This is a genomic window from Sphingomonas sp. 67-41, assembly GCF_001899725.1.
Taxonomy (GTDB): domain Bacteria; phylum Pseudomonadota; class Alphaproteobacteria; order Sphingomonadales; family Sphingomonadaceae; genus Sphingomonas; species Sphingomonas leidyi.
Genome location: NZ_MKWJ01000023.1, coordinates 134886 through 160385, shown reverse-complemented (window position 1 = coordinate 160385; position 25500 = coordinate 134886). Strand labels below are relative to the sequence as shown.

General features: G+C 67.7%; 33 protein-coding genes and 1 other RNA gene. 17 read left to right on the top strand and 17 right to left on the bottom strand.

Annotated elements, in window-relative coordinates:
• Nucleotides 1-20 precede the first annotated feature (20 nt).
• A complete protein-coding gene (locus tag BGP17_RS17385; RefSeq protein WP_144034313.1) occupies nucleotides 21-167 on the top strand; it encodes a lmo0937 family membrane protein in 147 nt (48 codons plus the stop codon).
• A 225-nt stretch (nucleotides 168-392) separates the two neighbouring features.
• Complete coding sequence (locus BGP17_RS17380; protein WP_167298369.1) at nucleotides 393-1037, top strand: histidine phosphotransferase family protein; 645 nt, start codon at nucleotides 393-395, stop codon at nucleotides 1035-1037.
• A gap of 51 nt (nucleotides 1038-1088) precedes the next feature.
• On the opposite strand, the gene BGP17_RS17375 is transcribed toward BGP17_RS17380, so the two are convergent.
• Nucleotides 1089-2456: a glycosyl hydrolase family 28-related protein gene (locus BGP17_RS17375; protein WP_286712880.1), complete on the bottom strand. Its 1368-nt coding sequence runs from the start codon at nucleotides 2454-2456 to the stop codon at nucleotides 1089-1091.
• Nucleotides 2457-2671: 215 nt separating this feature from the next.
• Here BGP17_RS17375 and BGP17_RS17370 point away from each other — a divergent pair, with 215 nt between their 5' ends.
• The 11 genes from BGP17_RS17370 (at nucleotide 2672) to BGP17_RS17320 (ending at nucleotide 11408) form a co-directional block, all read left to right on the top strand.
• The gene (locus BGP17_RS17370) at nucleotides 2672-3778 is read left to right on the top strand and encodes a serine hydrolase domain-containing protein (RefSeq protein ID WP_286712879.1); all 1107 of its coding nucleotides are present in this window, start codon (nucleotides 2672-2674) and stop codon (nucleotides 3776-3778) included.
• A 58-nt stretch (nucleotides 3779-3836) separates the two neighbouring features.
• On the top strand, nucleotides 3837-6161 hold the full coding sequence (locus tag BGP17_RS17365; RefSeq protein WP_286712878.1) for a chemotaxis protein CheA: 2325 nt from the start codon (nucleotides 3837-3839) through the stop codon (nucleotides 6159-6161).
• Entirely contained in the window at nucleotides 6161-6586 is a 426-nt protein-coding gene (locus tag BGP17_RS17360) for a chemotaxis protein CheW (RefSeq protein ID WP_086129095.1), read from the top strand. The genes BGP17_RS17365 and BGP17_RS17360 overlap by 1 nt, the downstream gene beginning before the upstream one ends.
• A gap of 80 nt (nucleotides 6587-6666) precedes the next feature.
• The gene (locus BGP17_RS17355) at nucleotides 6667-7032 is read left to right on the top strand and encodes a response regulator (RefSeq protein WP_086129096.1); all 366 of its coding nucleotides are present in this window, start codon (nucleotides 6667-6669) and stop codon (nucleotides 7030-7032) included.
• Nucleotides 7033-7162: 130 nt separating this feature from the next.
• Complete coding sequence (locus BGP17_RS17350) at nucleotides 7163-8146, top strand: chemotaxis protein CheB (protein WP_243857209.1); 984 nt, start codon at nucleotides 7163-7165, stop codon at nucleotides 8144-8146.
• A complete protein-coding gene (locus BGP17_RS17345; RefSeq protein WP_286712876.1) occupies nucleotides 8143-8988 on the top strand; it encodes a CheR family methyltransferase in 846 nt (281 codons plus the stop codon). Before BGP17_RS17350 ends, BGP17_RS17345 begins: the two co-directional genes overlap by 4 nt.
• 34 nt (nucleotides 8989-9022) lie before the next feature.
• A complete protein-coding gene (locus BGP17_RS17340; RefSeq protein WP_286712875.1) occupies nucleotides 9023-9724 on the top strand; it encodes an N-acetylmuramoyl-L-alanine amidase in 702 nt (233 codons plus the stop codon).
• A 78-nt stretch (nucleotides 9725-9802) separates the two neighbouring features.
• Complete coding sequence (locus tag BGP17_RS17335) at nucleotides 9803-10099, top strand: hypothetical protein (RefSeq protein WP_086129099.1); 297 nt, start codon at nucleotides 9803-9805, stop codon at nucleotides 10097-10099.
• Between the two features lie 40 nt (nucleotides 10100-10139).
• An RNA gene (gene rnpB, locus BGP17_RS17330) (RNase P RNA component class A) lies at nucleotides 10140-10505 on the top strand.
• Nucleotides 10506-10563: 58 nt separating this feature from the next.
• Entirely contained in the window at nucleotides 10564-11100 is a 537-nt protein-coding gene (locus BGP17_RS17325) for a J domain-containing protein (RefSeq protein ID WP_086129407.1), read from the top strand.
• Nucleotides 11085-11408: a thioredoxin domain-containing protein gene (locus tag BGP17_RS17320; RefSeq protein ID WP_286712874.1), complete on the top strand. Its 324-nt coding sequence runs from the start codon at nucleotides 11085-11087 to the stop codon at nucleotides 11406-11408. The genes BGP17_RS17325 and BGP17_RS17320 overlap by 16 nt, the downstream gene beginning before the upstream one ends.
• Nucleotides 11409-11463: 55 nt before the next feature.
• Here the strand turns inward: BGP17_RS17320 and BGP17_RS17315 are convergent, their stop codons facing one another.
• Genes BGP17_RS17315 through pspA form a run of 10 tightly spaced genes read right to left on the bottom strand, consistent with a single transcriptional unit; the run spans nucleotide 11464 to nucleotide 14941 of the window.
• Nucleotides 11464-11871 (bottom strand): SufE family protein, encoded by a 408-nt coding sequence (locus BGP17_RS17315; protein ID WP_286712873.1) that lies wholly within the window; start codon nucleotides 11869-11871, stop codon nucleotides 11464-11466.
• Between the two features lie 24 nt (nucleotides 11872-11895).
• Nucleotides 11896-12123: a hypothetical protein gene (locus tag BGP17_RS17310; protein WP_167298379.1), complete on the bottom strand. Its 228-nt coding sequence runs from the start codon at nucleotides 12121-12123 to the stop codon at nucleotides 11896-11898.
• A gap of 44 nt (nucleotides 12124-12167) precedes the next feature.
• Nucleotides 12168-12443, bottom strand: a complete 276-nt coding sequence (locus tag BGP17_RS17305; RefSeq protein ID WP_286712872.1) for a hypothetical protein — start codon at nucleotides 12441-12443, stop codon at nucleotides 12168-12170.
• Between the two features lie 31 nt (nucleotides 12444-12474).
• The gene (locus BGP17_RS17300) at nucleotides 12475-12600 is read right to left on the bottom strand and encodes a hypothetical protein (protein ID WP_256924105.1); all 126 of its coding nucleotides are present in this window, start codon (nucleotides 12598-12600) and stop codon (nucleotides 12475-12477) included.
• A 49-nt stretch (nucleotides 12601-12649) separates the two neighbouring features.
• Nucleotides 12650-12922 carry a hypothetical protein gene (locus BGP17_RS17295; protein WP_179188024.1) on the bottom strand — a complete coding sequence of 91 codons (273 nt, stop codon included), beginning with the start codon at nucleotides 12920-12922 and terminating at the stop codon, nucleotides 12650-12652.
• Nucleotides 12923-12932: 10 nt separating this feature from the next.
• Nucleotides 12933-13253, bottom strand: a complete 321-nt coding sequence (locus BGP17_RS17290) for a hypothetical protein (protein ID WP_208413397.1) — start codon at nucleotides 13251-13253, stop codon at nucleotides 12933-12935.
• A gap of 25 nt (nucleotides 13254-13278) precedes the next feature.
• The gene (locus tag BGP17_RS17285; RefSeq protein WP_167298381.1) at nucleotides 13279-13587 is read right to left on the bottom strand and encodes a hypothetical protein; all 309 of its coding nucleotides are present in this window, start codon (nucleotides 13585-13587) and stop codon (nucleotides 13279-13281) included.
• A 33-nt stretch (nucleotides 13588-13620) separates the two neighbouring features.
• Nucleotides 13621-13995: an envelope stress response membrane protein PspC gene (gene pspC / locus BGP17_RS17280; protein ID WP_167298382.1), complete on the bottom strand. Its 375-nt coding sequence runs from the start codon at nucleotides 13993-13995 to the stop codon at nucleotides 13621-13623.
• 1 nt (nucleotide 13996) lies between these two features.
• On the bottom strand, nucleotides 13997-14269 hold the full coding sequence (gene pspB / locus BGP17_RS17275; protein WP_167298383.1) for an envelope stress response membrane protein PspB: 273 nt from the start codon (nucleotides 14267-14269) through the stop codon (nucleotides 13997-13999).
• A gap of 3 nt (nucleotides 14270-14272) precedes the next feature.
• Nucleotides 14273-14941: a phage shock protein PspA gene (gene pspA / locus BGP17_RS17270; protein WP_167298384.1), complete on the bottom strand. Its 669-nt coding sequence runs from the start codon at nucleotides 14939-14941 to the stop codon at nucleotides 14273-14275.
• 398 nt (nucleotides 14942-15339) lie between these two features.
• On the opposite strand from pspA, the gene pspF reads away from it, so the two are divergent.
• From pspF to BGP17_RS17255, 3 genes are all read left to right on the top strand, one after another.
• The gene (pspF, locus tag BGP17_RS17265; RefSeq protein ID WP_286712871.1) at nucleotides 15340-16377 is read left to right on the top strand and encodes a phage shock protein operon transcriptional activator; all 1038 of its coding nucleotides are present in this window, start codon (nucleotides 15340-15342) and stop codon (nucleotides 16375-16377) included.
• Between the two features lie 263 nt (nucleotides 16378-16640).
• The gene (locus BGP17_RS17260; protein ID WP_167298386.1) at nucleotides 16641-17264 is read left to right on the top strand and encodes a superoxide dismutase; all 624 of its coding nucleotides are present in this window, start codon (nucleotides 16641-16643) and stop codon (nucleotides 17262-17264) included.
• A gap of 143 nt (nucleotides 17265-17407) precedes the next feature.
• A complete protein-coding gene (locus tag BGP17_RS17255; protein WP_167298387.1) occupies nucleotides 17408-17755 on the top strand; it encodes a hypothetical protein in 348 nt (115 codons plus the stop codon).
• Nucleotide 17756: 1 nt separating this feature from the next.
• On the opposite strand, the gene BGP17_RS17250 is transcribed toward BGP17_RS17255, so the two are convergent.
• The 4 genes from BGP17_RS17250 to mtaB are packed head-to-tail and all read right to left on the bottom strand — an operon-like array spanning nucleotide 17757 to nucleotide 22268.
• Nucleotides 17757-19481 carry a chloride channel protein gene (locus tag BGP17_RS17250; RefSeq protein WP_286713023.1) on the bottom strand — a complete coding sequence of 575 codons (1725 nt, stop codon included), beginning with the start codon at nucleotides 19479-19481 and terminating at the stop codon, nucleotides 17757-17759.
• A 30-nt stretch (nucleotides 19482-19511) separates the two neighbouring features.
• Entirely contained in the window at nucleotides 19512-20126 is a 615-nt protein-coding gene (locus BGP17_RS17245) for an inner membrane-spanning protein YciB (RefSeq protein ID WP_286712870.1), read from the bottom strand.
• On the bottom strand, nucleotides 20119-21054 hold the full coding sequence (gene ftsY / locus BGP17_RS17240) for a signal recognition particle-docking protein FtsY (protein WP_286712869.1): 936 nt from the start codon (nucleotides 21052-21054) through the stop codon (nucleotides 20119-20121). Before ftsY ends, BGP17_RS17245 begins: the two co-directional genes overlap by 8 nt.
• Nucleotides 21051-22268 (bottom strand): tRNA (N(6)-L-threonylcarbamoyladenosine(37)-C(2))-methylthiotransferase MtaB, encoded by a 1218-nt coding sequence (mtaB, locus tag BGP17_RS17235; protein ID WP_167298389.1) that lies wholly within the window; start codon nucleotides 22266-22268, stop codon nucleotides 21051-21053. The genes ftsY and mtaB overlap by 4 nt, the downstream gene beginning before the upstream one ends.
• Here mtaB and BGP17_RS17230 point away from each other — a divergent pair, their 5' ends adjacent.
• Nucleotides 22269-22844, top strand: a complete 576-nt coding sequence (locus BGP17_RS17230) for a DUF924 family protein (RefSeq protein ID WP_286712868.1) — start codon at nucleotides 22269-22271, stop codon at nucleotides 22842-22844. It abuts the gene before it with no gap.
• A gap of 43 nt (nucleotides 22845-22887) precedes the next feature.
• On the opposite strand, the gene BGP17_RS17225 is transcribed toward BGP17_RS17230, so the two are convergent.
• Nucleotides 22888-23562, bottom strand: coding sequence for a dioxygenase family protein (locus tag BGP17_RS17225; protein ID WP_286712867.1), 675 nt, complete (start codon nucleotides 23560-23562; stop codon nucleotides 22888-22890).
• Nucleotides 23563-23629: 67 nt separating this feature from the next.
• Nucleotides 23630-25261, bottom strand: coding sequence for a putative bifunctional diguanylate cyclase/phosphodiesterase (locus BGP17_RS17220; protein ID WP_167298392.1), 1632 nt, complete (start codon nucleotides 25259-25261; stop codon nucleotides 23630-23632).
• Nucleotides 25262-25500: the final 239 nt, after the last annotated feature.

The following is a 25500-nucleotide window of genomic DNA, read 5'->3' as shown; positions in this document are numbered from 1 at the left end:
GCTAAATGGAGAGCATGAAGATGCTTTGGACCATCGTTGTCGTCCTGCTGATCCTCTGGCTGCTGGGCTTCACCTTCCACATCGCCGGCGGGATCATCCACCTCCTGCTGGTGATCGCCATCGTGGTCGGCCTGATCCAGCTCTTCACCGGGCGGAAAGTGGTCTAGGGGCCTCCCGGGCGCTTCATCGCCCGCCGGCACCGTACAGGCGCTGCCATGCGCGGCGCGGCGCGATCGGTGCGTGCCTTGCCGATGCGCGGATTCGCGCAGGCGATTGGTCTCTCCCGTGTTTTCCGGGGGTGGTAGCGTTGCCCGGATGGCGCGTACAGGCATGCGCTTGCAGCATGGCGCGCCCTGCGCCAAAGAGGCTGCACCTGCGGGGGAGCAAGCATCTTGAACATCAGCCCGACCGATTTCGCCAGCCTGCTCTGTTCGCGGCTCTGCCACGATCTGCTGAGCCCGGTGGGGGCGCTCAACAACGGGCTGGAACTGCTCGCCGACGAGCATGACCCCGAGATGCGCGCCCGCTGCCTGGAGCTGCTCAACGAGAGCGCCAAGGCGAGCGCCAACAAGCTGAAGTTCTTCCGCCTGGCCTTTGGCGCGGCGGGCGGCTTCGGCGAGACGGTCGACACGCGCGAGGCGCAGGGGGCGATCGAGGGGCTGTTCGGCGAGAACCACCGCGTGAATGTGGGCTGGATGGTCGAGGATCCGGTGCTGCCCAAGCAGGCGATCAAGGTGCTGATGAACCTGGCGCTGATCGGTGGCGACGCGCTGATCCGCGGCGGCCAGCTCGATATCGGTGCCGAGATCGTCGACGGCCAGATCGAGATCGTCGTGCGCGCCGACGGCCCGCGCATCGTGCTCGATCCCGAGCTGCGCGGCGCGCTGGCCGGCGGCAAGGACGACATGCCGATCACGCCGCGCGCGGCGGCGGCGTATCTGATCCACGCGCTGGTCACCCAGGGCGGCGGCATGCTCCAGGTGAGCCCGCCCGATGCCGAGGTGCTGCTGTTCGGGGCGTCGTTCCGGGTGGGGTGAACGGCTGCTCTCCCGATCCGGGAAAACAGCCGTCCGTCCTGAAGATGCCGGTCAGTTCTCGTAGATTGCCACGCCGCGGAAATTGACCGTGGCGCCGGCGGTGAACGGCGAATTGTCGGCCTTGCGTGCGTACAGCATGCCATCGGTATACGGAGCGAGGATGCCGGGGCTGTATGCCGGCCCGCTTCCGCTGTCTTCGGTGACGAATCCGTAGCATATCGTGGGCTGCGCGGGGGTCAGGCCCGTCGGCAAGGTTGCAGTGATCGCCGACGGCGTACCGGGCGCGGCCAGGACGACGGAGAAATCGAGCTGAAGGACGGTCGTGGCGCCTTCCAGCCGATAGTCGGCAGTCGAGATGCTCGACGAGGCGACGCCCGAGCCGAGCGCCGCGAGCGTCGGGCTCCAGGAGCGGAATCCCGCGAAACCGCGCGACGCGCATTTGTTCAGGACGTCATGCACGACGTCGTCGAACACCATGCCCCCGATCGCCTGCCATTCGTTGATTTCGCCAAAGGCGCCGTTTTCGATCGAGATCGCGCCGCTCACGGCCGAGTAGACCCGCGGGTTCGTGATGACGAAGCCCTGCACGGCCGGGCCATTCATGCGCACGGCCTTGGCGGAGTTTTGATCGGTGGAGAAGCGCGGGTTGCGCAAGCTGGTGTGGATGACCGCCCCGCCGCGTGCCGTGCCGTCCCCCGCCACGAACTGATGGGCAGTTGTGCCGGCGGCGTGATTGTGTTCCCACCAGCAGCTGTCGAAGATGATCTGTTCCAAATGGCCCCCGGCGGACGGCAGGAGCAGCGTTCCCTCCTCTCGGGAACTCTCGAAATCGCAATTGGTGAACAGGATGTTCCACCCGTCGATCAGCTTGGCGCCCTGGGTTTCCGCCTCGTTGAACACGCAGGAATCGAAATGGACGGTGGTCGGGAGCAGATCCGTCACCTTCTCGAGGAGCAGGTTCAGGGTATTGCTCTCCGCCGTCAGTTTCCGAACGGTCGACTTGAGCAGATTGCCCACGCGAACGCCGATGGCACCCGTGCCCGTGAAATTCAGTACTCGGACGCCATCCATTTGCACCGAACTCGCCAATGGATCAAGGCCGGCCGACTGACCCAGGAACAGTCCGGTTGCCCCCAAGGTATTGTTCCCATCGATCTTGAAGGATGCCAGCTTCGAGGGATAGTGCTCGCCTCCCGGGATCGTGAGGCCAGTCGAAACGCCTGCCATCGGCGTCAGGATCGCGTCATATTCGCTCTCGCCGATGATCTGCGCGCAGACGGGCGGATCGAGCTGGCCGTGGAGATAGCTCCCTGCCGGAAGGTAGATGCTGCGCCCGGTTTGCGAAAATGCAGCGTTGAGCGCCGCCGTGTCATCGGTCGTGCCGTCGCCCACCGCGCCAAAATCCTTGACTGAGATCATCCTCATATCCTCGTTGCAATGATCCTGAAATCCGTGCCGGGGCTCGACATCGGATTGGAACAAAAGGGGAACTATGGGGCGAAATCCTACATTGCCATCCTCAAAATCGCCTAGCGCCGGACTGGAGCGCGCCGGGAAAAATCGACTACAGTTGTAGTTGATGCCTGGGGCCCGGCATGACATGCTCGCGGCTTCCAGGGACATGGGAGATCGGTATGCGTGGCTTGAAGATGGCGGCGGCGATGCTGGCGCTCGGGCTGTCGGTGCCATGCGCGGCGCAATCCCAGGGCAATCCGGCCTACCACGATCTGGTCGATGCTTCCGACGGCTTCAACGGCGTCGCATTGGTCGGCATCGGGGGCGATGTCCGCTTCGTCGAGGGGGTCGGCCGGGCCGATGCTGCGAATGGCGTACCGATGCTGCCGAATACGCGCTTCGAGACCGGATCGGTGTCGAAGTGGGTCGCCTCGATCGTGGTCCTCAAGCTCGTGGACCAGGGCAAGCTCGACCTCGATGCGCCGATCACCCGCTACCTGCCCGACTATCGCGCCGACACCGGCGCCAGGCTTACCCTGCGGCGTTTGATGAGCCATTCGAGCGGCGTGCCCAACCAGATCCTGGCGGCGCGCAAGGATCCGGCGACGCGCGGCATCGAGATGGACCAGATGGAAGCGGTGCGGCGCTACGCCAGTGGCGACCTGGCCTTCGCGCCCGGCACTGCCTGGGACTATTCGCATTCCAACTGGCTGATCGCCAAGGCGATCGTCGAACGCGTATCCGGCAAGCCCTATGCGGCACTGGTCGACCGGCTGCTGGTCAAACCGCTCGGGCTGAAGGACAGCGGCGTTTATCGCGGCGATTCCGGCGCGGTGAAGGGCATGGCGCAGGGCTATGCTGGGCTCGATCCGGAACCGGTGCGCAAGCCCAATCCGGTGCCCGATTTCATGGCGATGGCGGGTGGCTACTATACCAGCGCGCTCGACTTGATGACGCTGATGAACGCAGTGCTGGACGGCAAGCTCCTCAGCCCCGCTTCGCGCAGGGCGCTGACGACCACGCTGATGCCGGACCAGCATTATGCGCTAGGCGGCCGGGTGCGCGTGGAGCCGATCGGGGGCCGGGAGCGCGAGGCGGTGTGGGAGGATGGCTCGAACGGCGGCTTCCGGATGCTTGCCCGCCGCGTGGTCGCCGATGGGCATACGGCGATCGTGTTCACCAATGCGAGCTTCGACTATCGGAAGCTGGGGGACCTTGGCACGGCGCTGCTCGATGCGAGCTATGCCGGTGGCGCGGGCGGCGCGCGGCAATCGCCCGAGCACTAACGCCCTTTTAACCACCCATCCCGCACAACCGCCCCGCAAATTTGCTTTCCGGGGCCCCATGGACGACCTGCTGCAGGAATTCATCGCCGAGACGCGTGAGACGCTCGAAGCGCTTTCGGGCGAGATCGTCGCGTGGGAGGCGCATCCTGCGGACCGCGCCCGCCTCGATGCCATCTTCCGCTTCGTGCACACGGTGAAGGGAAGCTGCGGCTTTCTCGACCTGCCGCGCCTCGGCCGGCTCAGCCATGCCGCCGAGGATGTGCTGGCCCAGGTGCGCGAGGGGAGGCGCGCGCCGGATCGCGGGCTCGTCAACGCCGTGCTCGCGGTGGTCGACCGGATCGGCGAGCTGGTGGAAGCGATCGAATCGGGCACCAGCCTGGACGACAGCGGCGACGACCTGCTGGTCGCTGCGCTGGCCGAGGGCGCCGAGGAAATCGCCCATGCCGGCCCGATCGTCAGCCGCGCGCCTTCGCGCAGCGTGCGCCTCAACGTCGACCTGCTCGACCGGATGATGTCCGGCATGTCGGACATGGTGCTGGCCCGCAACGAACTGGCCCGCCGATTGCGGAACGGCGAGATCGACCCCGCCATCGAGGCCGCGCTCGAGCGCCTGTCGCTCACCGTGGGCGAGATGCGCGACACGGTGACGCGCACCCGCATGCAGAAGATCGACGCGCTCTTCTCCGCGCTGCCGCGCATGGTGCGCGACACGGCGGCGGGGCTGGGCAAGTCGGTTATGCTCCAGGTCGACGGCTCCGACGTCGAGCTCGATCGCGAGATGATCGAAGTGATGCGCGATCCGCTGGTCCACATCATCCGCAACTCGATCGACCATGGTATCGAGACGCCGGCCGAGCGCCGCGCCGGCGGCAAGCGCGAGAATGGCCGGCTGTCGGTCTCCGCGCGCCAGTCGGGCAATCAGATCATCATCGAGATCGCGGACGATGGCCGCGGCATCGATACCGAGCGGCTGATCCAGAAGCTGGCCGCCAATGGCCGCGACGAGGCCAAGCTGCGCGGCCTTTCGGCGCGTGCCAAGCTCGACCTGGTGTTCGAGCCGGGGCTTTCGTCCAGGGACGTGGTGACCGAGATCTCGGGCCGGGGCGTGGGCATGGACGTGGTGCGTGCCGCGATCGAGCAGATCGGCGGCCGCGTCGAGCTCGACAGCACGCCGGGCAAGGGCCTGCGCATTGCCATCCATGTGCCGCTGACGCTTTCGATCATCTCGACGATCGTGGTGGGGGTGGACGGCCAGCGCTTCGCCATTCCGCGCCAGTCGATCGAGGAGATCGTGACCGAGCGCGGCGAGGCGATCCGGGTCGATCTGGTCGGCGGCTCTCCGGTCGCGACCGTGCGCGAGCGCCGCATGCCGCTGATCCACCTGGCCGACATGCTCGGCCTGCCCGCCGCCGTCGCGCGCGACGAGGGCAGCCAGATGCTCGCCATCGTCAGCGTCAGCGAGGGCAGCTATGCGCTCGCGGTCGACACGGTGCTCGACAATGAGGAGCTGGTGATCAAGCCGGCCTCGCCCGCGGTGATGTCGACCGGCCTCTATGCCGGCCAGACGCTGCCGGATTCGGGCCTGCCGATGCTGCTGCTCGATTGCGCCGGCATGGCCAAGGCGGCGAGCCTGGATTTCAGCCGCGACGGCCAGCAGATCTTCGAGGAGGAAGAGGAGGCCGAGGCCGCGCCGGGCCTGCCCGCCCTGCTGTTCCGCGACCTGGACGGCGTGCGCCGCGCGGTGCCGCTGGCGGCGGTCGACCGGGTGGAGCAGGTCGATGCCGGCAATGTCCGCTTCGCCGCCGGCCGCTTCCGGGTGACGATCGACGACCGCATCCTGCCGCTCGCCGCGCATGGCGACCTGGACGGACTGGAGCGGATCAACGTGCTGCGCCTCAAGGACGGCACCAACGAAGTCAGCTATGCGATCGAGGAAGCCGCCGACATCGTGATGCTGCCCGAGGAGATCGCGCCGGCCCGCGAGCCGGGGCCCATCGCCGGGGTGGTGCTGGTGGATGGCGAGCAGGTCGAACTGGTCGACATGCTGTGGATCTTCGACGAGCATGCCGAGCGCGAAGTGGAGGACAGCCCGCCGCTCTGCCTGATCGCAGGCGACGACGATGGCTGGATGGCATCCTTCGTCAAGCCGCTGCTGGAGGCGTCGGGCTACCGCGTCGCGCTGCGCCTGGCGCCTGGCGAGACGCCTGCCGTGGTGCTCTCGACCGAGGATGGCCGGGAGACGACCGGCCTGCCGGCTCCGGTCGTCCGGCTGCGAAAGAAGCGCGCCGCGGGCGGCTCGGGCGACGACAGCGTCTATAGATATGATCGTGCGGGATTGCTTTCCGCGCTCCAGGCCCGGGTTTCCGGCAAGGCAGGCCGTTGATGTCGCATCTCTATCTCATCGCCCAGATCGCCGGGCGCGCCGTGGCGATCGATTCCGAGCAAGTGGAATCGGTGGTCGATATCGGCGAGGTGACGGCGGTGCCGCGCGCCTCGGCGCATGTCCGCGGCCTTGCCGCACTGCGCAGCCGCGTGGTGACGGTGGTCGACACCCAGTCGGCGCTCGGCATGGCGGGCGGCAGCCCGGCGCGGCGCGCGGTGATCACCCATGTCGAGGGGCATCATTATGCGATGCTGGTCGATGCGCTCGACGATGTCGCGCCGTTCGAGCTGCTGCCGCTCGCGCATGGCGTCACGCTCGACCCCGCCTGGCGCGGGGCGGGGCGGGGAATCGTGGAGCGCGACGGCGAGCCGATCCTGGCGATCGACCTTGCCAGCCTGGTGCCCGGCCATGCCGGGCCGAATTAATCTCGCGATTAACGTGGCGCTTACGCCTTTCGTGCACTGTCCACTCCACCTAGAGCGCTGAAAGCGGGGAACAGGGGAAAATGAAGACTTGTCTGGTCGTCGACGATTCCAAGGTGATCCGGAAGGTCGCCCGGCACATCCTGGAAACGCTCGACTTCGAAGTGCGCGAGGCGGGTGACGGCCGCGAGGCGCTCGACTCCTGCCTGCAGACGCCGCCGGACGTGATCCTGCTCGACTGGAACATGCCCGTGATGAGCGGCATGGACTTCCTGCGCGCGCTGAAGGATTCCGGGCTGCCGCAGCGCCCGAAAGTGGTGTTCTGCACCACCGAGAACGGCATGGCCTATATCCGCGCCGCCATCGAGGCCGGCGCCGACGAATATGTCATGAAGCCGTTCGACCGCGAGACGCTGGAAAGCAAGCTGCAGATCGTCGGCGTCGCCTGAGCGGCGCATGAGGGAGCCACAAGTGGCGCAGGCATCTCTTGCGGACACCGGATATGGCGGCACCCCCGCCGGACCGGCGCAGGTGCTGATTGTCGACGATTCGGTCGTCGCGCGATCGGTGCTGGGGCGGATGGTGGAAGGCACGCGCCGTTTCCGCGTCGCTGCCGCCTATAGCGATGTGCGGGCGGCGCTCGAGTATCTGAAGACGCACAGCGTCGACATCATCCTGCTCGATATCGAGATGCCGGGGATCGACGGCATCACCGCGCTGCCCGATGTGATCGCGGCGGGGCGCGGGGCCAAGGTGCTGATCGTCTCGTCGGCGGCCGAGCAGGGCGCGGCGGTGACCGTGCAGGCGCTGGCGCTGGGCGCGGCGGACACGCTGGTAAAGCCCGGCATCGGCGCGTTCGGCGGCCGCTTCGCCGAAGTGCTCGAGGAGCGGCTCTCCCGCCTGATCGAGGCCCAGGCCCATGCCCATGCGCAGCCCGAGCCTGCGGTGCAGCATCCGCAATATCAGTTTCCCGCCCAGGCGCCCGAGGGCTTCGATCTGGTTGCGATCGGCGCCTCGACGGGCGGCATCCACGCGCTCAGCCAGTTGCTGCGCGCCATCCCGGCGCGCTTCCAGGTGCCGATCCTGGTGACTCAGCACCTGCCGGTTTCGTTCATGAGCTATTTCGCCACGCAGCTCGCGGTGCTCGGCGGCCGGCCCTGCGAAGTCGCGGCCGACCGGATGCGTATCCGGCCCGGCCGGATCATCGTCGCCCCGGGCGACGCGCATCTACGCGTGGTCCGCACGTCCGACGGCGCGGCGATCCGCCTGACCCATGAGAAGGCGGCGAGCGGCTGCATGCCTTCGGTCGATCCCATGTTCGAAAGCGTCGCGGAGGTGTTCGGGGCGCGCGCGCTGGGCGTGGTGCTGAGCGGCATGGGGCGCGACGGCTGCGAGGGCGCCAGGGACCTGGTCGATGCCGGCGCGCGCGTGCTGGCGCAGGATCGGGCCAGCTCGGTGGTGTGGGGCATGCCCGGCGCGGTGGCCAATGCGGGCCGGGCGAGCGCGATATTGCCGCCGGACGAGATCGGGCGGCTGATCGCCCGCGGTGGAGGCGGGGCATGATCCCGGGCTCCACGCCGATCGCCTCGGCAGGCGCGATGAACATGATCGCGGCACTGCTCGAGCAGCGCGCCGGCCAGCAGATCGCGGCGAACCGCACCTGGCGGATCGAGACGGCGCTGAAGCCGATCCTGCGCGCGCGCGGGCTGGCCAGCCTGGACGAGCTGGTGGCCCAGCTGATCGCGGCGCGGACCGGGGAACTGGCGGACCTGGTGGTCGATGCGCTGCTCAACCAGGAGACCAGCTTCTTCCGCGACGCCGCCGTGCTCGACATGATCGTGGACGCGGCGGCGGAGATGCAGGCCGAGATCGGCGCCCGCCGGCTGCGCATCTGGTCCGCCGGCTGCTCGACCGGGCAGGAGCCGCTGAGCCTCGCCATGCTCTTTTCCGAACGCGGCCTGCCCGATCCCGAGATCGTGGCGACCGACGTCTCCCCCGCGGCGCTGGCGCGCGCACGGAGCGGCCGCTTCTCGCAGTTCGAGATCCAGCGCGGCCTGCCGGTGCGCCGGATGATGACCTGGTTCGACACGGTGGGCGCCGATTGGGCCGCCAAGCCCGAGCTGGTGCGCAAGCTCCAGTTCCGCCAGCACAACCTGACTCTCGATCCCGCTCCGGCGGGCATGTTCGACATCATCCTGTGCCGCAACGTGATGCTCTATTTCTCGCTCGCGGTGCGCCGCAAGGTGTTCGACAGCCTGGCTTCGGCGATGCGGCCGGGCGGGTTGCTCGCTTTGGGCGCGGGCGAGACGGTGATCGGCCAGACCGATCATTTCGCACCCTGCGAGCGCTATCGCGGCTTCTATCGTCCGGTCGACGCGCCGGGGACGCTGCGCGCGGCGGGTTGATCGCGGCGGCCCTGCGCGGCTAGCGTCGTGCGCGATGCACAACGGCCTGGCCTTTCTCGACGCGCCTTCGCCCAATTTCGACGCGCGGGCGCTGCCGGTCACCATGATCGTGCTGCACTATACCGGCATGGAGAGCGCCGCCGCCGCGCTCGACCGGCTGCGCGATCCCGCGGCGAAGGTCTCTGCCCATTATCTGGTCGACGAGGACGGAACGATCCACCGGCTGGTGTCCGAGGAGAAGCGCGCCTGGCATGCCGGCCGCTCGCACTGGCGCGGGATCAAGGACGTGAATTCCGCCTCGGTCGGCATCGAGATCGTCAATCCGGGCCATGAGCATGGCTATCGCCCGTTCCCGGCCGGGCAGATGGGCGCGCTGATCCCGCTCGTCGCCGAGATCAAGGCGCGCTACGGCATCACCCGCGGCAACGTCGTCGGCCATTCGGACGTGGCGCCGGCGCGCAAGCAGGACCCGGGCGAGCTGTTCAACTGGCACGCGCTCGCCCGCCTGCGCCTGGCGCTGCCGCGGCCCACGAAGAACCTGATGGATCCCGGCTGGCCCGATGCCGGCTTCATCATGGCGCTCGAGCGTTTCGGCTATGACGTGACCGACGAGCAGGCCGCGGTCGTCGCCTTCCAGCGCCGTTTCCGACCCGAGATGATCGATGGCGAGATCGACATGGAATGCCGCTGCCTGCTGCTCGCGCTGCTCCTGCCCAAGCCCCAGGGCGACGAATAGTTACGCAGGCGTGCACCATTCCCATGCAGGATATTGCAAGTATAGGATGATCTATAGGAAGGGGGAGGTGGTTCCGCCGTGAGCAGCAATATCGGCCTTACATCCCTTGGCCCGGTCCAGGCCTATCTCTCCGGCGTCGCCCGCGCCGACGCGCGCGGCGGCGTGCCCGCTTCCGTCAACATCCCCACCGTCAGCGAGGCGACCGAAGCCGTGCAGCGGATCGCGCGCGTGCGCGGTGCCGATGGCGTGACCGGGCTGGGATCCGACTATCGCAAGATCGCGCTGGCGTCGGGCCTCAACGTTACCTGGCGAGTCGAGGTGATGGCCTGGGGCACCGCCGTGCTGCGCGCCGCCGAGCCGGGGAAAACGCCCTGAGCCCTTGCAGTCGCGCGCGGCTTCGCTAGAGCGGTCCGCGCCAGAGGGTTGGGCGGCCGCGGGTGCGCAAGCACGCGAGGAAAGTCCGGGCTCTACGGAAACACGGTGCCGGGTAATGCCCGGCGGGGGCGACCCCAGGGAAAGTGCCACAGAGAGCAGACCGCCTACCTCCTTCGGGAGCGGCAAGGGTGAAAGGGTGCGGCAAGAGCGCACCGCGCGACCGGCAACGGAAGCGGCACGGCAAACCCCACCGGGAGCAAGACCGAATAGGGGCGGCGCATGGGCCTGGTTCCGGCCCGTCGCCCGGGTTGGTTGCTGGAGCGGCGGAGCGATCCGTCGCCTAGAGGAATGGTCGCACATCGCCGTCAGGCGAGGACAGAACCCGGCTTATAGACCCTCTGGCATTTCACCTGATGGAGCGGCATCGCGCTTGCGCCGACCGAACGAGGGGCTATCTGGGCGGCATGGCAAGATCGACACGCTCGACCGACTGGGGGTTTCCGCGCTGGCGCGCCTATGGCGCCGAGCGCGAGGCCGTGCAGGTGCGCATGTGCGATCGCCATGGCTGCGACCAGCCGGGCGACCGGCCCGCCCCCAAATCGCCCAACAGCCGCGAGCGCTGGTATTTCTGCGAGGCGCATGCCGCCGAATATAACCGCAACTGGGATTATTTCGCCGGCCTGACCGCGGAAGAGGCGGCAAAGCGCGAGGCGGACGAGCGGCGCGACGCGTCTGGCTTTGCCGAGGCGAAGTATAATGGCTGGGCGGGGCCGGGCGACGGCAGCCGCTCGCGCGACGAGATGCGGGCGCTTGAAGTGCTCGAGCTCGAGGTCGATGCCGATTTCGAGGCGGTGCGCGGCGCGTGGCGGCGGCTCGCCAAGGTGAATCATCCCGATGTGAAGCCGGGCGACGCCGAAGCCGCGCAACGCTTCCAGGCGATCCAGGCGGCCTATGACGTGCTCAAGGCCGCCGAGGAACGGCGGACATGGAAGGGCGATTGAAGCCTCGCGTCCCCTCCAATTGGGGGCAAACCATCCTGGTCTGCGCGAAATGCTCGAAGAAGCTGAAGGGCGGCTTCGGGGCCAGGGAACGCACGCCGCTCGCCAAGGCGCTGCGCAAGCATCTCGGCTTGAAGAAGGGCCGCAAGGCCGAGTTGGGGATCGTCGAGGTGAAGTGCATGGGCGTCTGCCCGCGCGGCGCGGTGACGGTGGTCGATGCCGGCGGGCCGCGGGAGTGGCTGCTCGTGCCGAAGGGGACGGACCTGGATGTGGTGGCCGGGGAATTGGGGCTGGGGCGCAAGCCGTCCTAGCCGTCACGCGTCCCCTCCGGACCGGCTCCAGGATGACGATGGTGCGTGCGCGAATTCAGCCGGCGTAGCGTAGCGCCGTCTCGCGCACCAAGGCGATCATGTTCGGAATTCCCTGGGTCCGGTTCGAGCTCAGCTGGTTCTTCAGGTCGAACGGCGCGAGCGCGGCTTCGATGTCGGTCGCCAATATCTCGGCCGGGGCCTTGTCCTGTACCGTGAGCAGCACCAGCGCGATGATGCCCTTGGTGATCGCCGCATTCGAATCGGCGAGGAAATGGAGCCGGCCGTCGTCGCGCCTGGTGGGATAGACCCACACCGCGGCGGAACAGCCGCGGACCAGGGTGGCGTCGGTCTTGAGCGCATCGGGCATTGCCTCCAGCCCGCGGCCCAGGTCGATCAGCAGGCGATAGCGGTCATCGGCTTCGAGGAACGCATATTCTTCTGCCAAGTCGTAGAGGCTGGTCATGCCCCGCCGCTAGCCGGGTGGACCTCAGAGGTCCACCCCGGCCGCGATCGCTTCGAGCTTGCGGATGCGCTCCTTGAGATCGGCGATCTCGATCCGCGAGGCCGCAGTGGGCATGGCGGGGGCCGCTTCCGGCCCGTGATGGGCATCCAGCTCCTGGCGCTTCAGGGCCAGCCAGCCGCGCCAACCCGAAAGGCCGGCGGTGGTGATCATGCCGAGCCCGGCGAGGCCGGAGACGGCGAGGGTGAGGTACATAGTCGGATCCTGGGTCACGTCATGCCTCCCTTGGTCTGACGCATTCAGTTCTTGTCGCGCAGCGATTCGATCTCGCGGTCGAGACGAAGGCTGCCTTCGGTGTCGGTGATCACGCGTTCGAGGACCTGGACGCGCTCCTTGAGAGCGCGGATCTCGTCCTTGAGGCGGGCGTTCTCGACGGCGGCGACGCCATCCGTGGCAGTGCCGCCGCGATGGAGCTCGTCGCCGTCCTTGTCCTTGCGGATGCCGTAGCGCGCCTTGATGACGCTGCCGATCGTGACGATCACGACAATCGCGAAAACCATCTCGAACGGGTTCATTCCATTACTCCTTCAAGCGCGCTGCAAGGGATCAGTTCTGCTGGGCGGCCCGGGCGAGCCGCTCGGCGCGGCGGACGGGGCGGTCCCGCTTCTCGGCGAGGACAATAGCTCCCCCGCACAGTGCCGTCAGCACTGCGAACACTATGATGGCAATCATGTCGGACTTTCCTCTTACTGGCGGCGCATGCTGCGCCGCGTGGGAACTCTCAATTCAGTGGCGGGGCATCCCGCAGCTTCTCGATCTCGTCGGAGAGGTCGATGCCCTTGTCGGTCACGATCCGCTCCAGCACCCGGACCCGCTGTTCGAGCCGTTCGGTCTGCGCCGCATATTGGGCGGCCTTTTCGGCGACCATCTGCGCCTCGAGCTCCAGCTTGCGCTGCTGCAGGGCGATCCAGGGCTTGATGAACACGCCGCCGAGGATCGCCAGCAGCCCGCAGGAGATGCCCAGGATGGGGATGAGCAGGGGGCTGATCGACATCGGTATCTCCTCAGTTGTGCGGGCCGCGCAGCTGCTCGATCTCGCGGTCGAGCATATGGGCGCCGTCGGTCACGATCCGCTCGACATTGGCGAGCCGGTCCTTGACCGCGCCCAGTTCGGCGCGGAGCTGGGCATTTTCCTGGCTGAGCAGCTTGATCCGCTCCATCGCCTCGTCGCTGTTCTGCGGGTAGATCGCCTGGCCCCACGAACCGTCGAGCGGGTAGCCATGCTTCACGCGCATCCAGGTGGTGAGCACCCAGCCGAGGATCCCCGCGATGCCGACGATCGTGATCGCCGGGGCGAAGGCGGTGAAGAGTTGAACCTTTTCCATCTCTTTTCTCTCCTTGGGCCGTCGCTCAGCGCAGGCCGTCGATTTCGCGGGCCACGCGCTCGGCGGGGTCGGTGGCGATCCGTTCCAGGACCGCGATCCGCTCCTCCAGCCGGCTGATCTGGCCGGTCAGCCGCTCATTCTCCGAGGCGAGCAGCGCGATCTTGCGGTCTGCCTCCAGGTCTCCGCCCTGGCCCCGGAAGCTGCGGCGGCCGCGGCGGCCATCCTCATCCTCGATCGGGTAGCCATGCTTGGCGCGGACCCAGGTCTGGAAGGCCCGGGACGCCATCACCGCAGCGACGATCAGTACCGGTACCAGCCAACTCAACTCCCTCATTTCATCCTCCCTGTTGACGACCTGGCGATTGGCTCAGCGCAGGCTGTCGATCTCGTCGGCGAGCCGGGTGTTGCGGCTCGTATAGTACATCTCGATATCGGCCAGGCGGCGGTCGATGTCGCGGAACTTCGAGCGGACCTCGGCGGTCGAGCGGCTCGGGTTGCTGCGCACGCCCTGCCAGAACTTGGCTTCCTCGGGGCCCTGGTAGAGGCCATAGGGCTTGGCCGGGGCCAGCCAGGCGATCAGCAGATAGGCGACCAGGCCCATCGGAAAGGTGCTGAAGGTGACCAGCACCATGCCGAGGCGGAGCCAGATCACGTCGATGCCCGTATAGTCCGCCAGGCCCGAACACACGCCCAGCCACTTGCCGTTGGCCTTGTCGAGATAGAATTTGGTGCGGCTCGACATCTCAGTTCCTCCGGGAAATATCGTAGGGGCTCTGTTCGGGAAGCGGGTCCCGGACCGGGCGGAAATCGGGGTTGTCGGCGGCGATGATCCGCTCGACGGTGAGCAGGCGTTCCTCGAGCTGGCGGGCGGTATAGTGCAGCTCGTCCAGCAGCTTCTCGTCCTCGTTGGTGATCGTGCCCGACTGCTTCCACTTGGTGATGTAGTGCATGATCACCCAGGGGAGGCCGATGAAGAGCATCCCGACGATGACGATGGGAAGGAAGACGTCTTCCATCGCTTATTCTCCCTTGCCGAGGCGCTTCTTCAGGGCTTCGAGCTCGGCATCCACCTTCTCCGACGAGCGGAGTTCGGCGATTTCCTCGTCGAGCGTCTTCGGCGCGGCGCCCAGGCCGGCGGCATCGGCGCGGCCCTCGGCCAGGTCGACCCGGCGCTCCAGCACGTCGAAGCGCGAGAAGGCGTCCTGCATGCGGCTGCCATTGGTCATCTCGCGCAGGCGGACCCGGTTGCTCGCCGTCTCCAGGCGGGTGACGATCGAGTTCTGGCGGGCACGGGCCTCGCGCAGCTTGGTCTGGAGCTTGTTGATGTCCTCCTCCGAAGCGCGCAGCGCCTCGTCGAGCACCGAAATCTCCTCCGAAAGCTGCTCGCACATGTCGACGGCCTTCTGCTTCTCGACCAGCGCGGCCTTGGCCAGATCCTCGCGGCCCTTCGAGAGCGCCAGCTCCGCCTTCTCGGTCCAGCTCTCCTGGAGCTTCTCGAGCTTGGCGATATGGCGGCGCATCTCCTTCTGGTCCGCGATGGTGCGGGCCGCGGAAGCGCGGACCTCGACCAGGGTTTCCTCCATCTCGAGGATGATCATGCGGACCATCTTCGCCGGATCCTCCGCCTTGTCCAGCAGGTCGGTGACGTTGGCGGCGATGATGTCACGGGTTCGCGAGAAGATACCCATTTCGTCGTTACTCCTTCGTTTCTGTTTCCTGCCGGGAGGGGCCTAGGGGGTGACCCCTCCCGTCAGGTTTCCGCTCGCGAGGGGCTGCGAGCGGGAGACCCTTGTCGTTTCGTTCAGGCCATCACCGGGCCGACCGTGCCGGCCATGATGACCAGGCTGGCGGCTACCGAAAGAGCCACCGAGAAGAAGGCGTTGCGGTAGTAGGCGGCGTTGGCGGTCATGTTCCTGTTCCTTGAACCTTGGCGTTTTCCTGGCCCGTCAGCGGGCTTGCTCAAAGCATTGCAGGGGGCGTGCCAATTTGTGAAAACCGCAGAAATCTGCCGTTTTTACCATTCATTCGGCGTTCAGGTGCGGGATTGCACTTGCCAAGTGTTGGGAAAATACACCAAGGATTTGGCATGGAGCGCATAACCCAGGTCATCGGCCAGTCCTCGGCATTTCTCGACGCGCTGGAACGGGCCAGCCGGGCCGCGGCGCTCGATCGCCCGGTGCTGGTGATCGGCGAGCGTGGCACCGGCAAGGAGCTGGTCGCCGAGCGCCTTCACCGCCTGTCCCCGCGCTGGGACCAGCCGCTGGTCACGATGAACTGCGCGGCCCTGCCCGAGACGCTGATCGAGGCCGAGCTGTTCGGCCATGAGGCGGGAGCCTTTACCGGCGCGACCAAGGCGCGGGTGGGCCGGTTCGAGGAGGCGCATCGCGGCACGTTGTTCCTCGACGAGCTGGGCACGCTTTCGATGGGCGCGCAGGAACGGCTGCTGCGTGCCGTGGAATATGGCGAGATCACGCGGATCGGCTCGTCGCGGCCGGTGCAGGTCGATGTCCGCATCGTCGCGGCGACCAATGAGCATCTCCCCGAGCGCGTGGAGAAAGGCAGCTTCCGCGCCGACCTGCTCGACCGGCTGAGCTTCGAAGTGGTGACGCTGCCGCCGCTCCGGCACCGCGGCGGCGATGTCGAAGTGCTGGCGGAATTCTATGGCCGGCGCATGGCGTCCGAGATCGGCTGGGTGGACTGGCCGGGCTGGGGCCCCCACGCGCTCGACATCCTCACCCACTATGACTGGCCCGGCAACGTCCGCGAGCTGCGCAACGTCGTCGAGCGCGCGGTCTATCGCTGGGAGCAGGATGGGCCGATCGACGCGATCGAGATCGATCCCTTCCAGTCGCCCTGGCGGATGCGCCCGATGCAGGGCAGCGCTTCGTCCGCGCCGGCGCCCGCCGCCGAGCTCGTGCCGATCGTGCTGGAGGCGCAGCCCGCGATCGTCGCGGGGGCGGCGGACTTCAAGGGCCGGGTGGCGCGCTTCGAGAAGGAACTGCTCCAGCGTGCGCTCGCCGATCATCGCTTCAACCAGCGCGCCACGGCGGAAGCGCTGGGGCTCACCTATGACCAGCTGCGCCACGCGCTGAAGCGGCATGAACTGCTCCAGGCGGGGGGCTGATCATCGGCCCGTCGCCATCTCCATTCTACTCCCCGTCATCCCCGCCTTCGCGGGGATGACGGCGTAAGATAAGCTCTTGCAAATCAAGCTAATGATTAGCGTTTGCAACAGTAATTCCGCCAATCGCCCGCGATCGGAATTTTCATTTGCCCGACGCAACGATTTTTCCGCGACAGCGGCGAATTTTGCGCGCTAGGGGAGGGACCGCATCGCCCGGCGGTTCGTTGGCCGGGTGAACCCCCTGGTGACCTGGAGAGACCCGCATGGCTTTCGAACTTCCCCCGCTTCCGTTCGACAAGGACGCGCTGGCGCCGCACATGTCGGCGGAGACGCTCGACTACCATTACGGCAAGCACCACAAGGCCTATGTCGACAAGACCAACGGCTTCATCGCCGAGAAGGGCCTGGAGGGCCGCAAGCTCAGCGAAGTGATCGCGCATGCCAGGGCCACCGGCGACAAGGGCCTGTTCAACAACTCGGCGCAGATCTGGAACCACAGCTTCTTCTGGCAGGGCCTGACCGGCGAGAAGACCGCGCCGAGCGGCAAGCTCGCCGAACTGATCGACGCGCAGTACGGCTCGACCGACGAGCTGGTGAAGAAGCTGATCGCGGAATCGACCAACCATTTCTCGAACGGCTGGGGCTGGCTGGTGCTCGACGGCGATGCGCTGAAGGTCACGTCGCTCCACGACGCCGATACGCCGGTGGTCTATGAGGGCATGAAGCCGCTGCTCACGATCGACGTGTGGGAGCACGCCTATTACATCGACTATCGCAATCTGCGTCCGAAATATCTCGAGACGATCACCGCGAACATCATCAACTGGGACTTCGTCTCCCAGAACCTCGATGGCGCCGGGGTGAGCCGCGCGGATCAGGACAGCTGATCCTTCGCGACCTGGATCTGGAAGGGGCGTCCGAGTGATCGGGCGCCCCTTTTCATGGGCCGCGTCTTGCGGCGACGGGGTGTTCAGCCGGCGTTCAACCGGGGCGGGCGAGCTTTGCCCTTCATCTGCTTGGGAATGCCCCGATGCGCCGCCACCTGATCCTCGCGCCCCTGCTGCTCGTCGCCGCGCCTGCTTCAGCGCAGATTTGGGGCGGGCCGGTGATGCAAGGGCCGTCGGGTAGTGCGATGAGCCACGACCAGAGCGCCGCCGAGACTGCAAAGATCCGCAGTGATATCCGTGCCGGCCGCGACAGCGGGCAGCTGACCCGGGGCGAGGCCAGGCAGCTCAAGCGCGAGGCCTATCAGATCGATACGCTGGAGGAGCGCTACTCCGCCGGCGGGCTCTCGCCTTCGGAAGAAGCTGAGCTGTTCGCCCGGCGCGAGGCGCTGCGCAGCGATGTGATCGCCAAGCGCAGCGGCCAGCGCAAATAGCTCAGACCTCGCCGTAGAGCTCGCGCTGGACGCGCTCCAGTTCCTCGGCGTAGCGGCGCCGGGCATGCCGCTCGGTGATCAGCCCGAGGACATCGCCATCGGGGCCCGCCACCACCAGATCGTCCGCCACGACGCGGTCGAACGCCTCCAGCACCGCGCCGATCCCCATCTCGGGAGCGAGCCTGGCCTGGGGCAGCTTCCCCAGCGTGCCGATCTCCACCACCGGCTCCACCTCCGGCGACCAGGCGGCGGCCGTATCGACGATGCCGGCATAATGGCCCTCCCCGTCGAGCAGCACCACGCGCGTGGTCGAGCCGAGCGGGAAGCGATCCCGGAACGCCGAGACGCTGGCATCGGCGGCGAACCGGGGCACGTCGCGGCGCATCATCTGCCCGGCGGTGAGCGCCCGCATCCAGCCGACGTCGCGGCCGCTGCGCAGCGTCTCGCCGCGCAGATGCAGCCGCCAGGTGGAGAAGCTGTAGCCGAAGGTCGCGCGCGCCACGGTGGAAGAGATCAGGCTGGCGGCCACCGCGACGCCGGTGATGCTGAAATCATGCGTCACTTCCAGCACCAGCAGCGACATGGTGAGCGGGCCGCCGACCACCGCCACGGCGAGCGCGGCCATGCCGACCACGGTGGCGTCGTCGGGGGCGAGGACATGGAGGCCGGGAATTTCCGCCAGCACCACCTGATAGAGCCGCCCGACCAGCGAGCCGAGGAACAGCGAGGCGAAGAACAGGCCGCCGCGGAAGCCGAAGCCGAGCGACAGCGCCGAGGCGAGCATCTTGAGCAGGATCGTCAGCGCCAGGCCGGCGATCGTCACTTCGGCCATCAGGTTGAGGTTGAGCGCACCATGCCCGCCGGAGAGCGTCTGGTGCGAGAGCAGGCCGAGCGGCACGAGCAGGAGCCCGCCGACCAGGGGCGCCCAATGCGCGGGCAGCGGCGAGCGATGCACGGCGCGCTCGACCAGCGAGACCATCCGCATCAAGGCGATCCCCAGCCCGGCGCAGAGCAGCCCGAGGATCGCGTAGAGCGCATAGTCGGCGGTGCCGATCGGGTGCATGCCGCCGGCCGCGATCACATAGGGCGTCATGCCCATCGCCCGCGCGAGCACGGCGGCGGCGAGCGCGGCGAGCATCACCGGGGCGACGGTGGCGGTGCTATAGGCGCCGAGCACCACTTCGAAGGCATAGAAGGCGCCGGTCAGCGGGGCGCCGAACGCGGCGCTGACGGCGGCGCCCGCGCCTGCCGCCATCAGCGTGCGCAAGTCGCTCCGCCGGAGCTTCATCTTCTGCCCGAGCAGCGATGCCAGGCCGCCGCCCGCCTGGGCATAGGCCGCCTCGAGCCCCACCGATGCGCCGAAGCTGTTGGAGAGCAAGGTGGTGCCCACCACCGTCGCCGTGTCCCGCGCAGGGATGCGGCCGCCGTGCAGCGCATTGGCTTCGACGATGTCGACGGCCTGGCGCCGGCGCAGGAACCACAGGACCAGGCCGAGCAGCGCGCCGCCGATGGGCAGGGCGATCAGCCGCCAGGGCGCGATCGCCTCCGCGGCGCTGAGATGCTCGCCTTGCGCCAGGCCGAACAGCAGCCGCTGGGTGCCGCGCGCGATCTGGCCGAGCGCGATCGCGCAAAGGCCCGCACCCACCCCGACCAGCAGCGCCAGTGCCAGGAACCCTGGGGCGCTGGAGCGGATCCGGCGGCGCAGCCAACTAGCCGCACGGACCATCGGATAGCGTGCGTGCGACACCGCGCCCGCTCACTCCTGGGGCGGGATCGGCGCGTCCTCGGGCTTTTCCAGCTGCAGGCCGTGCTTGAGCAGCAGCGGGATGTTGAGCATCGCGAACGCCAGCGTGACCGGGATCATCACCCAGGTCTTGAAGAGGACCCACTGATCCCAGGTGACGAAGTGGCGAACGATCTCGTTCGCCACCGCGGCGGCGACGAAGAACAGCGCCCAGTTGATCGTCAGCAGCCGCCAGCCCTTGGCCGAGAGGCCCGGATAGGCCTGTTCGAGCAGCATCTGGAGCAGCGGCTTGTCGGCGATCACGCCATAGCCGAGCACGATCGCGAACATCGCATAGATGATCGTCGGCTTGATCTGGATGAAGGTCTGATCGTGGAAATAGAGCGTCAGGCCGCCGAACAGGAGCACGAAGGCGGCCGTGATCCACAGCATCGGCGAGACGTGGCGCGTCTTCCACCAGCTCAGCGCGATCGCCGCGGCCATCGCGACCATGAACGCCACGGTGGCGGCGAACACGCGCGCGAGCACCGGCCCCTGGGCCAGCGAATTGACCAGGAAGAACACCGCGAGCGGGCCATAGTCGATCAGCATCCGCACGCCGGGCGTGGCGGCCTTCTTCTCAGCCATTGGTAAGCTCCTCCACCCCGGCAATGATGCGCGCGACTTCCTGCGCGTCGAACGGACGCAGGTCGTCGACCTTCTCGCCCACGCCGATCGCATGGATCGGCAGGCCGTATTTCTCCGCCGCCGCGACGAGCACGCCGCCGCGCGCGGTGCCGTCGAGCTTGGTCATGACGAGGCCGGTCACGCCCGCGACTTCCTTGAACACTTCGATCTGGTTCAAGGCGTTCTGGCCGGTGGTCGCGTCGAGCACCAGCACCACGTCGTGCGGCGCCGCCGGATTGAGCCGGCCGAGCACGCGGCGGATCTTGGCCAGCTCGTCCATCAGCTCGCGCTTGTTCTGCAGGCGCCCGGCGGTATCGACGATCAGCACGTCGGTGCCGATCTCGGTCGCCTTCTTCACCGCCTCGAACACGATGCCGGCGGCATCGCCGCCCTCGGCGCCGGAGACGATCGGCACGCCGATCCGCTCGGCCCAGGTGCGAAGCTGCCCGATCGCGGCGGCGCGGAAGGTGTCGCCGGCGGCGAGCATCACCGAATAATCCTGTTCCATCAGCAGGTTGGCGAGCTTGGCGATCGTCGTGGTCTTGCCCGAGCCGTTGACGCCGATGACCAGGATCACCTGCGGACGGGGAAAGGCCTCGATCTCCAGCTTCTTCGCTACCGGCTCGAGCGCCTTGGCGACTTCGTCGGCGACGACGAGGCGGATGCCGAGCTCCTCCATGTTGCGCTCGAACTGGCCGTCGGCCAGCCGCTGGCGCACGCGCGCTGCGGTGGCGGGACCGAGGTCCGAGGCGATCAGCGCTTCCTCGATCTCGTCGAGCGTCGCGTCGTCCAGCCGCGCCAGGCCCAGGCCGGCAAGGTTGCCGATCAGCCGGTCGGACGTCTTGCGGAAGCCGCCGAGAAGGCGCGCGTGCCAGCTGGGGCCGCTCATGCGATCAGCTTCCCGTCCCGGACGTCCACGATCTTGAGGCTCACAATCTCTCCGACTTGGCTTGGGGCGAGGCGGACCTCGGCGAAATTGCCGGCATGGCCCCGGTCGCCCGGGCGCTCTACCAGCACTTGCTGCGTGCTGCCTACCAGGCTTTGCAACCAGGCGGCGCGGATCCGGGCGGCGGCGGCGCGCAGGCGAGCGGCGCGGGCCTTTACCACTTCGGGCTCGACTTGCGGCATCTTCGCGGCAGGCGTGCCGGCGCGGGGGCTGTAGGGGAAGATATGGGCATGGACGATGCCGCATTCCCCGATCAGCGCCAGCGTGTTCTCGAACATGGCTTCGCTCTCGGTGGGGAAGCCGGCGATCAGGTCGGCGCCGATCGCGATTTCGGGGCGCGCCGCGCGCAGCCGCTCGACCAGCGCAACCGATTGGGCGCGGTCGTGCCGGCGCTTCATGCGCTTCAGCACCATGTCGTCCCCCGCCTGGAGCGAGAGATGGACGTGCGGCATCAGGCGCGGCTCCCCGGTGAGCAGGGCGAACAGCCGGTCGTCGACTTCGATCCCGTCGAGCGAGGAAAGCCTGAGCCGCCGAAGCTCCGGCACATGCGCCAATATGCGCTCGACCAGCTGGCCCAGGCTCGGTGCGCCGGGCAGGTCGGGGCCATAGCTGGTCAGGTCGACGCCGGTCAGCACCACTTCGGCATGGCTCTCGGCAAGCTGGGCGACGCGGTCGATCACGGCACCTGCCGGGACGGAGCGGCTGTTGCCGCGGCCATAGGGGATCGCACAGAAGGTGCAGCGATGGTCGCAGCCATTCTGCACTTCCACGAACGCCCGGGCATGCGTCGAGAAGCTGGCGGCGAGATGGGGCGCGGTTTCGCGCACGGCCATGATGTCCTGCACCGCCACCGGCTCGGGCGAGAGCCAGGCGTCGGGCCGCAGCTTCTCGGCATTGCCGATCACCCGGTCCACCTCGGGCATCGCCGCGAACGCTCTTGGGTCGATCTGCGCCGCGCAGCCGGTCACCACCAGCTCGGCGCCCGGCCGTTCGCGCCGAGCGCGGCGGATCGCCTGGCGGGTCTGCTTGACGGCCTCGTTGGTCACCGCGCAACTGTTGATCACGATCGTGTCGCGATCGGACAGTAAAGTGCGGATCGTCTCGCTCTCCGCGAGGTTGAGCCGGCAACCCAGACTGATGACGTGAGGGGATGACATTTGGCCGGTGATCTAGGCGCAGCTACACGCGATGTCCACGCGAAGACCCGCGAAATACTGGGCTTCTGGTTCGCGCTCACGCCCGAGCAGCATTTCGCCAGCTCGGCGAAGCTCGATGCGGAGATCAGGTCGCGCTTCGGGCCACTGCGCGATCTGGTGCTGGGCTCGGGGGCCAGGAGCTGGCGCGACGATCCCGAGACCCTGCTCGCGGCGATCATCCTGCTCGACCAGTTCAGTCGCAACATCCATCGCGGCACGGCCCAGGCCTTCGCCGCCGATCCGCTCGCGCTGCAGCTGGCGCTGGAGGCGATCGGCAAGGGCTGGGATGCCGGAATGGGCAATGACCGGCGCCAGTTCCTCTATCTGCCGTTGGAGCATGCCGAGGACCCGGCGATGCAGAAGCTGAGCGTGGAGAAGTTTGGCGCGATGGGCGATGCCCATGTGCTCGATTTCGCCCGGAAACATGCCGAGGTGATCGCGCGCTTCGGGCGCTTCCCCAGCCGGAACGCGGCGCTGGGTCGGGAATCGACGGCGGCGGAGGCGGCGTTCCTCAACGAGGAAGGGGCGGGGTGGTAGCCTGTTGCTGGCGCCCGCCCTCCCGCGAGCGCATGAGAAGGCGTCAGGCCGCTCCAGGCCGCCCGCCCGCGGCATCCGGATGGCGTTCCAGCCTTATGTCGCGTCGTGCGAGCAGGACGCCGCCTTCGCCCTGGCCAAGCCGCACGATCCCGCTGCCGCCGCGCAGTTCCTGTCGGGCGCGATAGGCGGGCGTGACGCCGAACTCGCCGTCGAACACCAGGTCGTCGACATAATAGGGTCGCCGGCCCGGCTCGCCGATGAAGAGATGGACGTGCGCGGGCATCGTCATGTCCGGATAGGGCGCCGGCTTGATCGTGTCGAAGGCATAGGTCCCGTCCGCGCCGGTCCTTGCCCAGCCGCGCAGCCGGCCGTGGCGGCGGCTCCATTCGGTCTCGCCGGTGCCATCGGCATAGAGGCCGCGCGCATTGGTGTGATGCGCATAGACGATCACGCCGGGCGCCGGAGTCCTCCCGTCCGCCGCGAATATGCGGCCGGTCAGGCGCATCCGCGCGCCGGGCTCCTCGGGCGGGGCGAGCGATACCCTTGCGGAAAGCATGTCCGGCGCGCGCTCGCCTACCGCCTGGCATCCTTCGCAGTCATAGAGGTCGGGCCGGGCTTCGGCATGGGCGCCGCCGCCGGATGGCAGCAACACGCTCGCGCTGGCCAGGCCGCCCGCCGCACCGCCCAATAGGACCAGAGTCGTTCGACGATCGAGCATGCCGATTTCTCCGCCTGCCATATGTGCCGGCTGCGAAGGATAGACGATGTCGGGCCCGGGCGGAAGTTCAGCCCGCCAGCCGCCGATCGTCCGAAGGCGCTGCGGGCGCTGCCTGTGCGCTCGATCCGGTCAGGATCAGCCGTCGCTCGGCAAGCAGGCGGCGCACGCCGCTCACCGACAGCGGCTTGCCATAATGCCAGCCCTGCGCCTTGGCGCAGCCCGCGGCGCGCAGTCGCTCCTCGATCGCGCCGTCCTCCACGCCCTCGGCAGTGATCGGCAGGTTGAGGCTCTCGCCCAGGCTGATGATCGCATTGACGATCGCGGCCGAGTCGGCGCTGGTGTTGAGCGACATGACGAAGCTCTTGTCGATCTTGATCCGGTCGAAGGGCAGCGCGCGCAGATGCGCCAGCGACGAATAGCCGGTGCCGAAATCGTCGAGCGCCAGCCGGGCGCCCTGATTCTTCAGGCTGCCGACGATCGACTGCGCCAGCGCCAGATTGTCGAACAGCGAACTTTCGGTGATTTCCACTTCGAGCCGGCTCGCTGGGAAGCCGGTCTCGGCCAGCACCTTGATGATCTTCTGCGCCAGCCAGGCGTCGCGCAGCTGCCAGGGCGAGATGTTGATCGAAAGCGTGAGTGCGGGATCCCAGTCGCGCGCGGCGACGAAGGCCTGGCGCATGATCGAGAGCGACAGGTCGGCGATCATTCCCGTCTCTTCCGCGATCGGAATGAACAGCTCGGGGGAAATCAGCCCGCGCGTGGGGTGCTCCCAGCGCGCCAGCACTTCGAAGCCGTGCAACCGGTTGGTGGTCAGGTCCACCTGCTGCTCGAAATAGGGGACGATCTCGCCGCGCGGGATCGCGGTGCGCAGCCCGCTCTCCAGCTCGTTGCGGATCTGGAGTTCGCGCTCCATCGAATGATCGAACCAGGCATAGCGGTTTCGGCCCGATTTCTTGGCCGCGTACATCGCGATGTCGGCCGAGCGCATCAGCGCGTCGATGCTCGCGCAGTCGAAGTCCGAGCGCGCGATGCCGAGCGAGCAGGAGATGTGCAGGCGCAAGCCCTCCGCCTCGAAGGGCTGGGCCATGCGGCTGACCAGCCGCTCGGCGATGCGCTCCACCACGGCCGGTTCGGTGGGATCGAACAGGAAGCCGCAGGCGAACTCGTCGCCGCCCAGCCGCGCGGTGAGCGCGATCGGCGGCATGACATGCGCGATCTCGGCGGCGACGGCACGCAGCAGCGCGTCGCCCACGGCATGGCCGTGCATGTCGTTGATCGTCTTGAAATGATCGAGGTCGAGCATGATCATCGCCATGGCCTTGCGGCGGCGCTGGGCGCGGACGAACATCGCCGCGCCTTCCTCGGCAAGGCTGCGGCGGTTGTAGAAGCCGGTCAGCGGATCGCGATTGGCGAGTTGCTGGGCGCGCTCCTCGGCGGCGGCGCGGACCTGCACCTCGTGGCTCAGCTCCGAATGCCGGCGCCAGCCGAACAGGATCAGCGCGACGTTGAGCAGCAATGCGATGACGAGCGTGCGGTCGGCGGGGGCGCCGCCTTCGAAATAATATTGCAGCGTCTTGGAGAGCACGGCGCTGCCGGTGCCGATGAAGAGCAGAATCGCGGCAACGCTGATCGCACCCGACAACAGGGCCGGGCGCGGGGCGCTTCGCGATAAGGCTTGTTCTTCGTGGTCCAGCGACATGCCGGGAACGATCCCCCAACTGCAACCGGGTTCGTTTCTCACGCACTCGGTATAGAACGGGTTAAGCCGACGGCATGTTCGCGCAATAAATGCAGTTCGCTCATTCCCCCGGCAGGCGCGGCGAGGCGTTTGATGCACTTGCCTCCCACGCTCCGATGGAGTAGGGGCCGCCGCGACCGTTCTCTTCGAACGCGAAACATTTGCCGCCCCGAGGGGCGACGCTGGCTGACGAGGTTTCG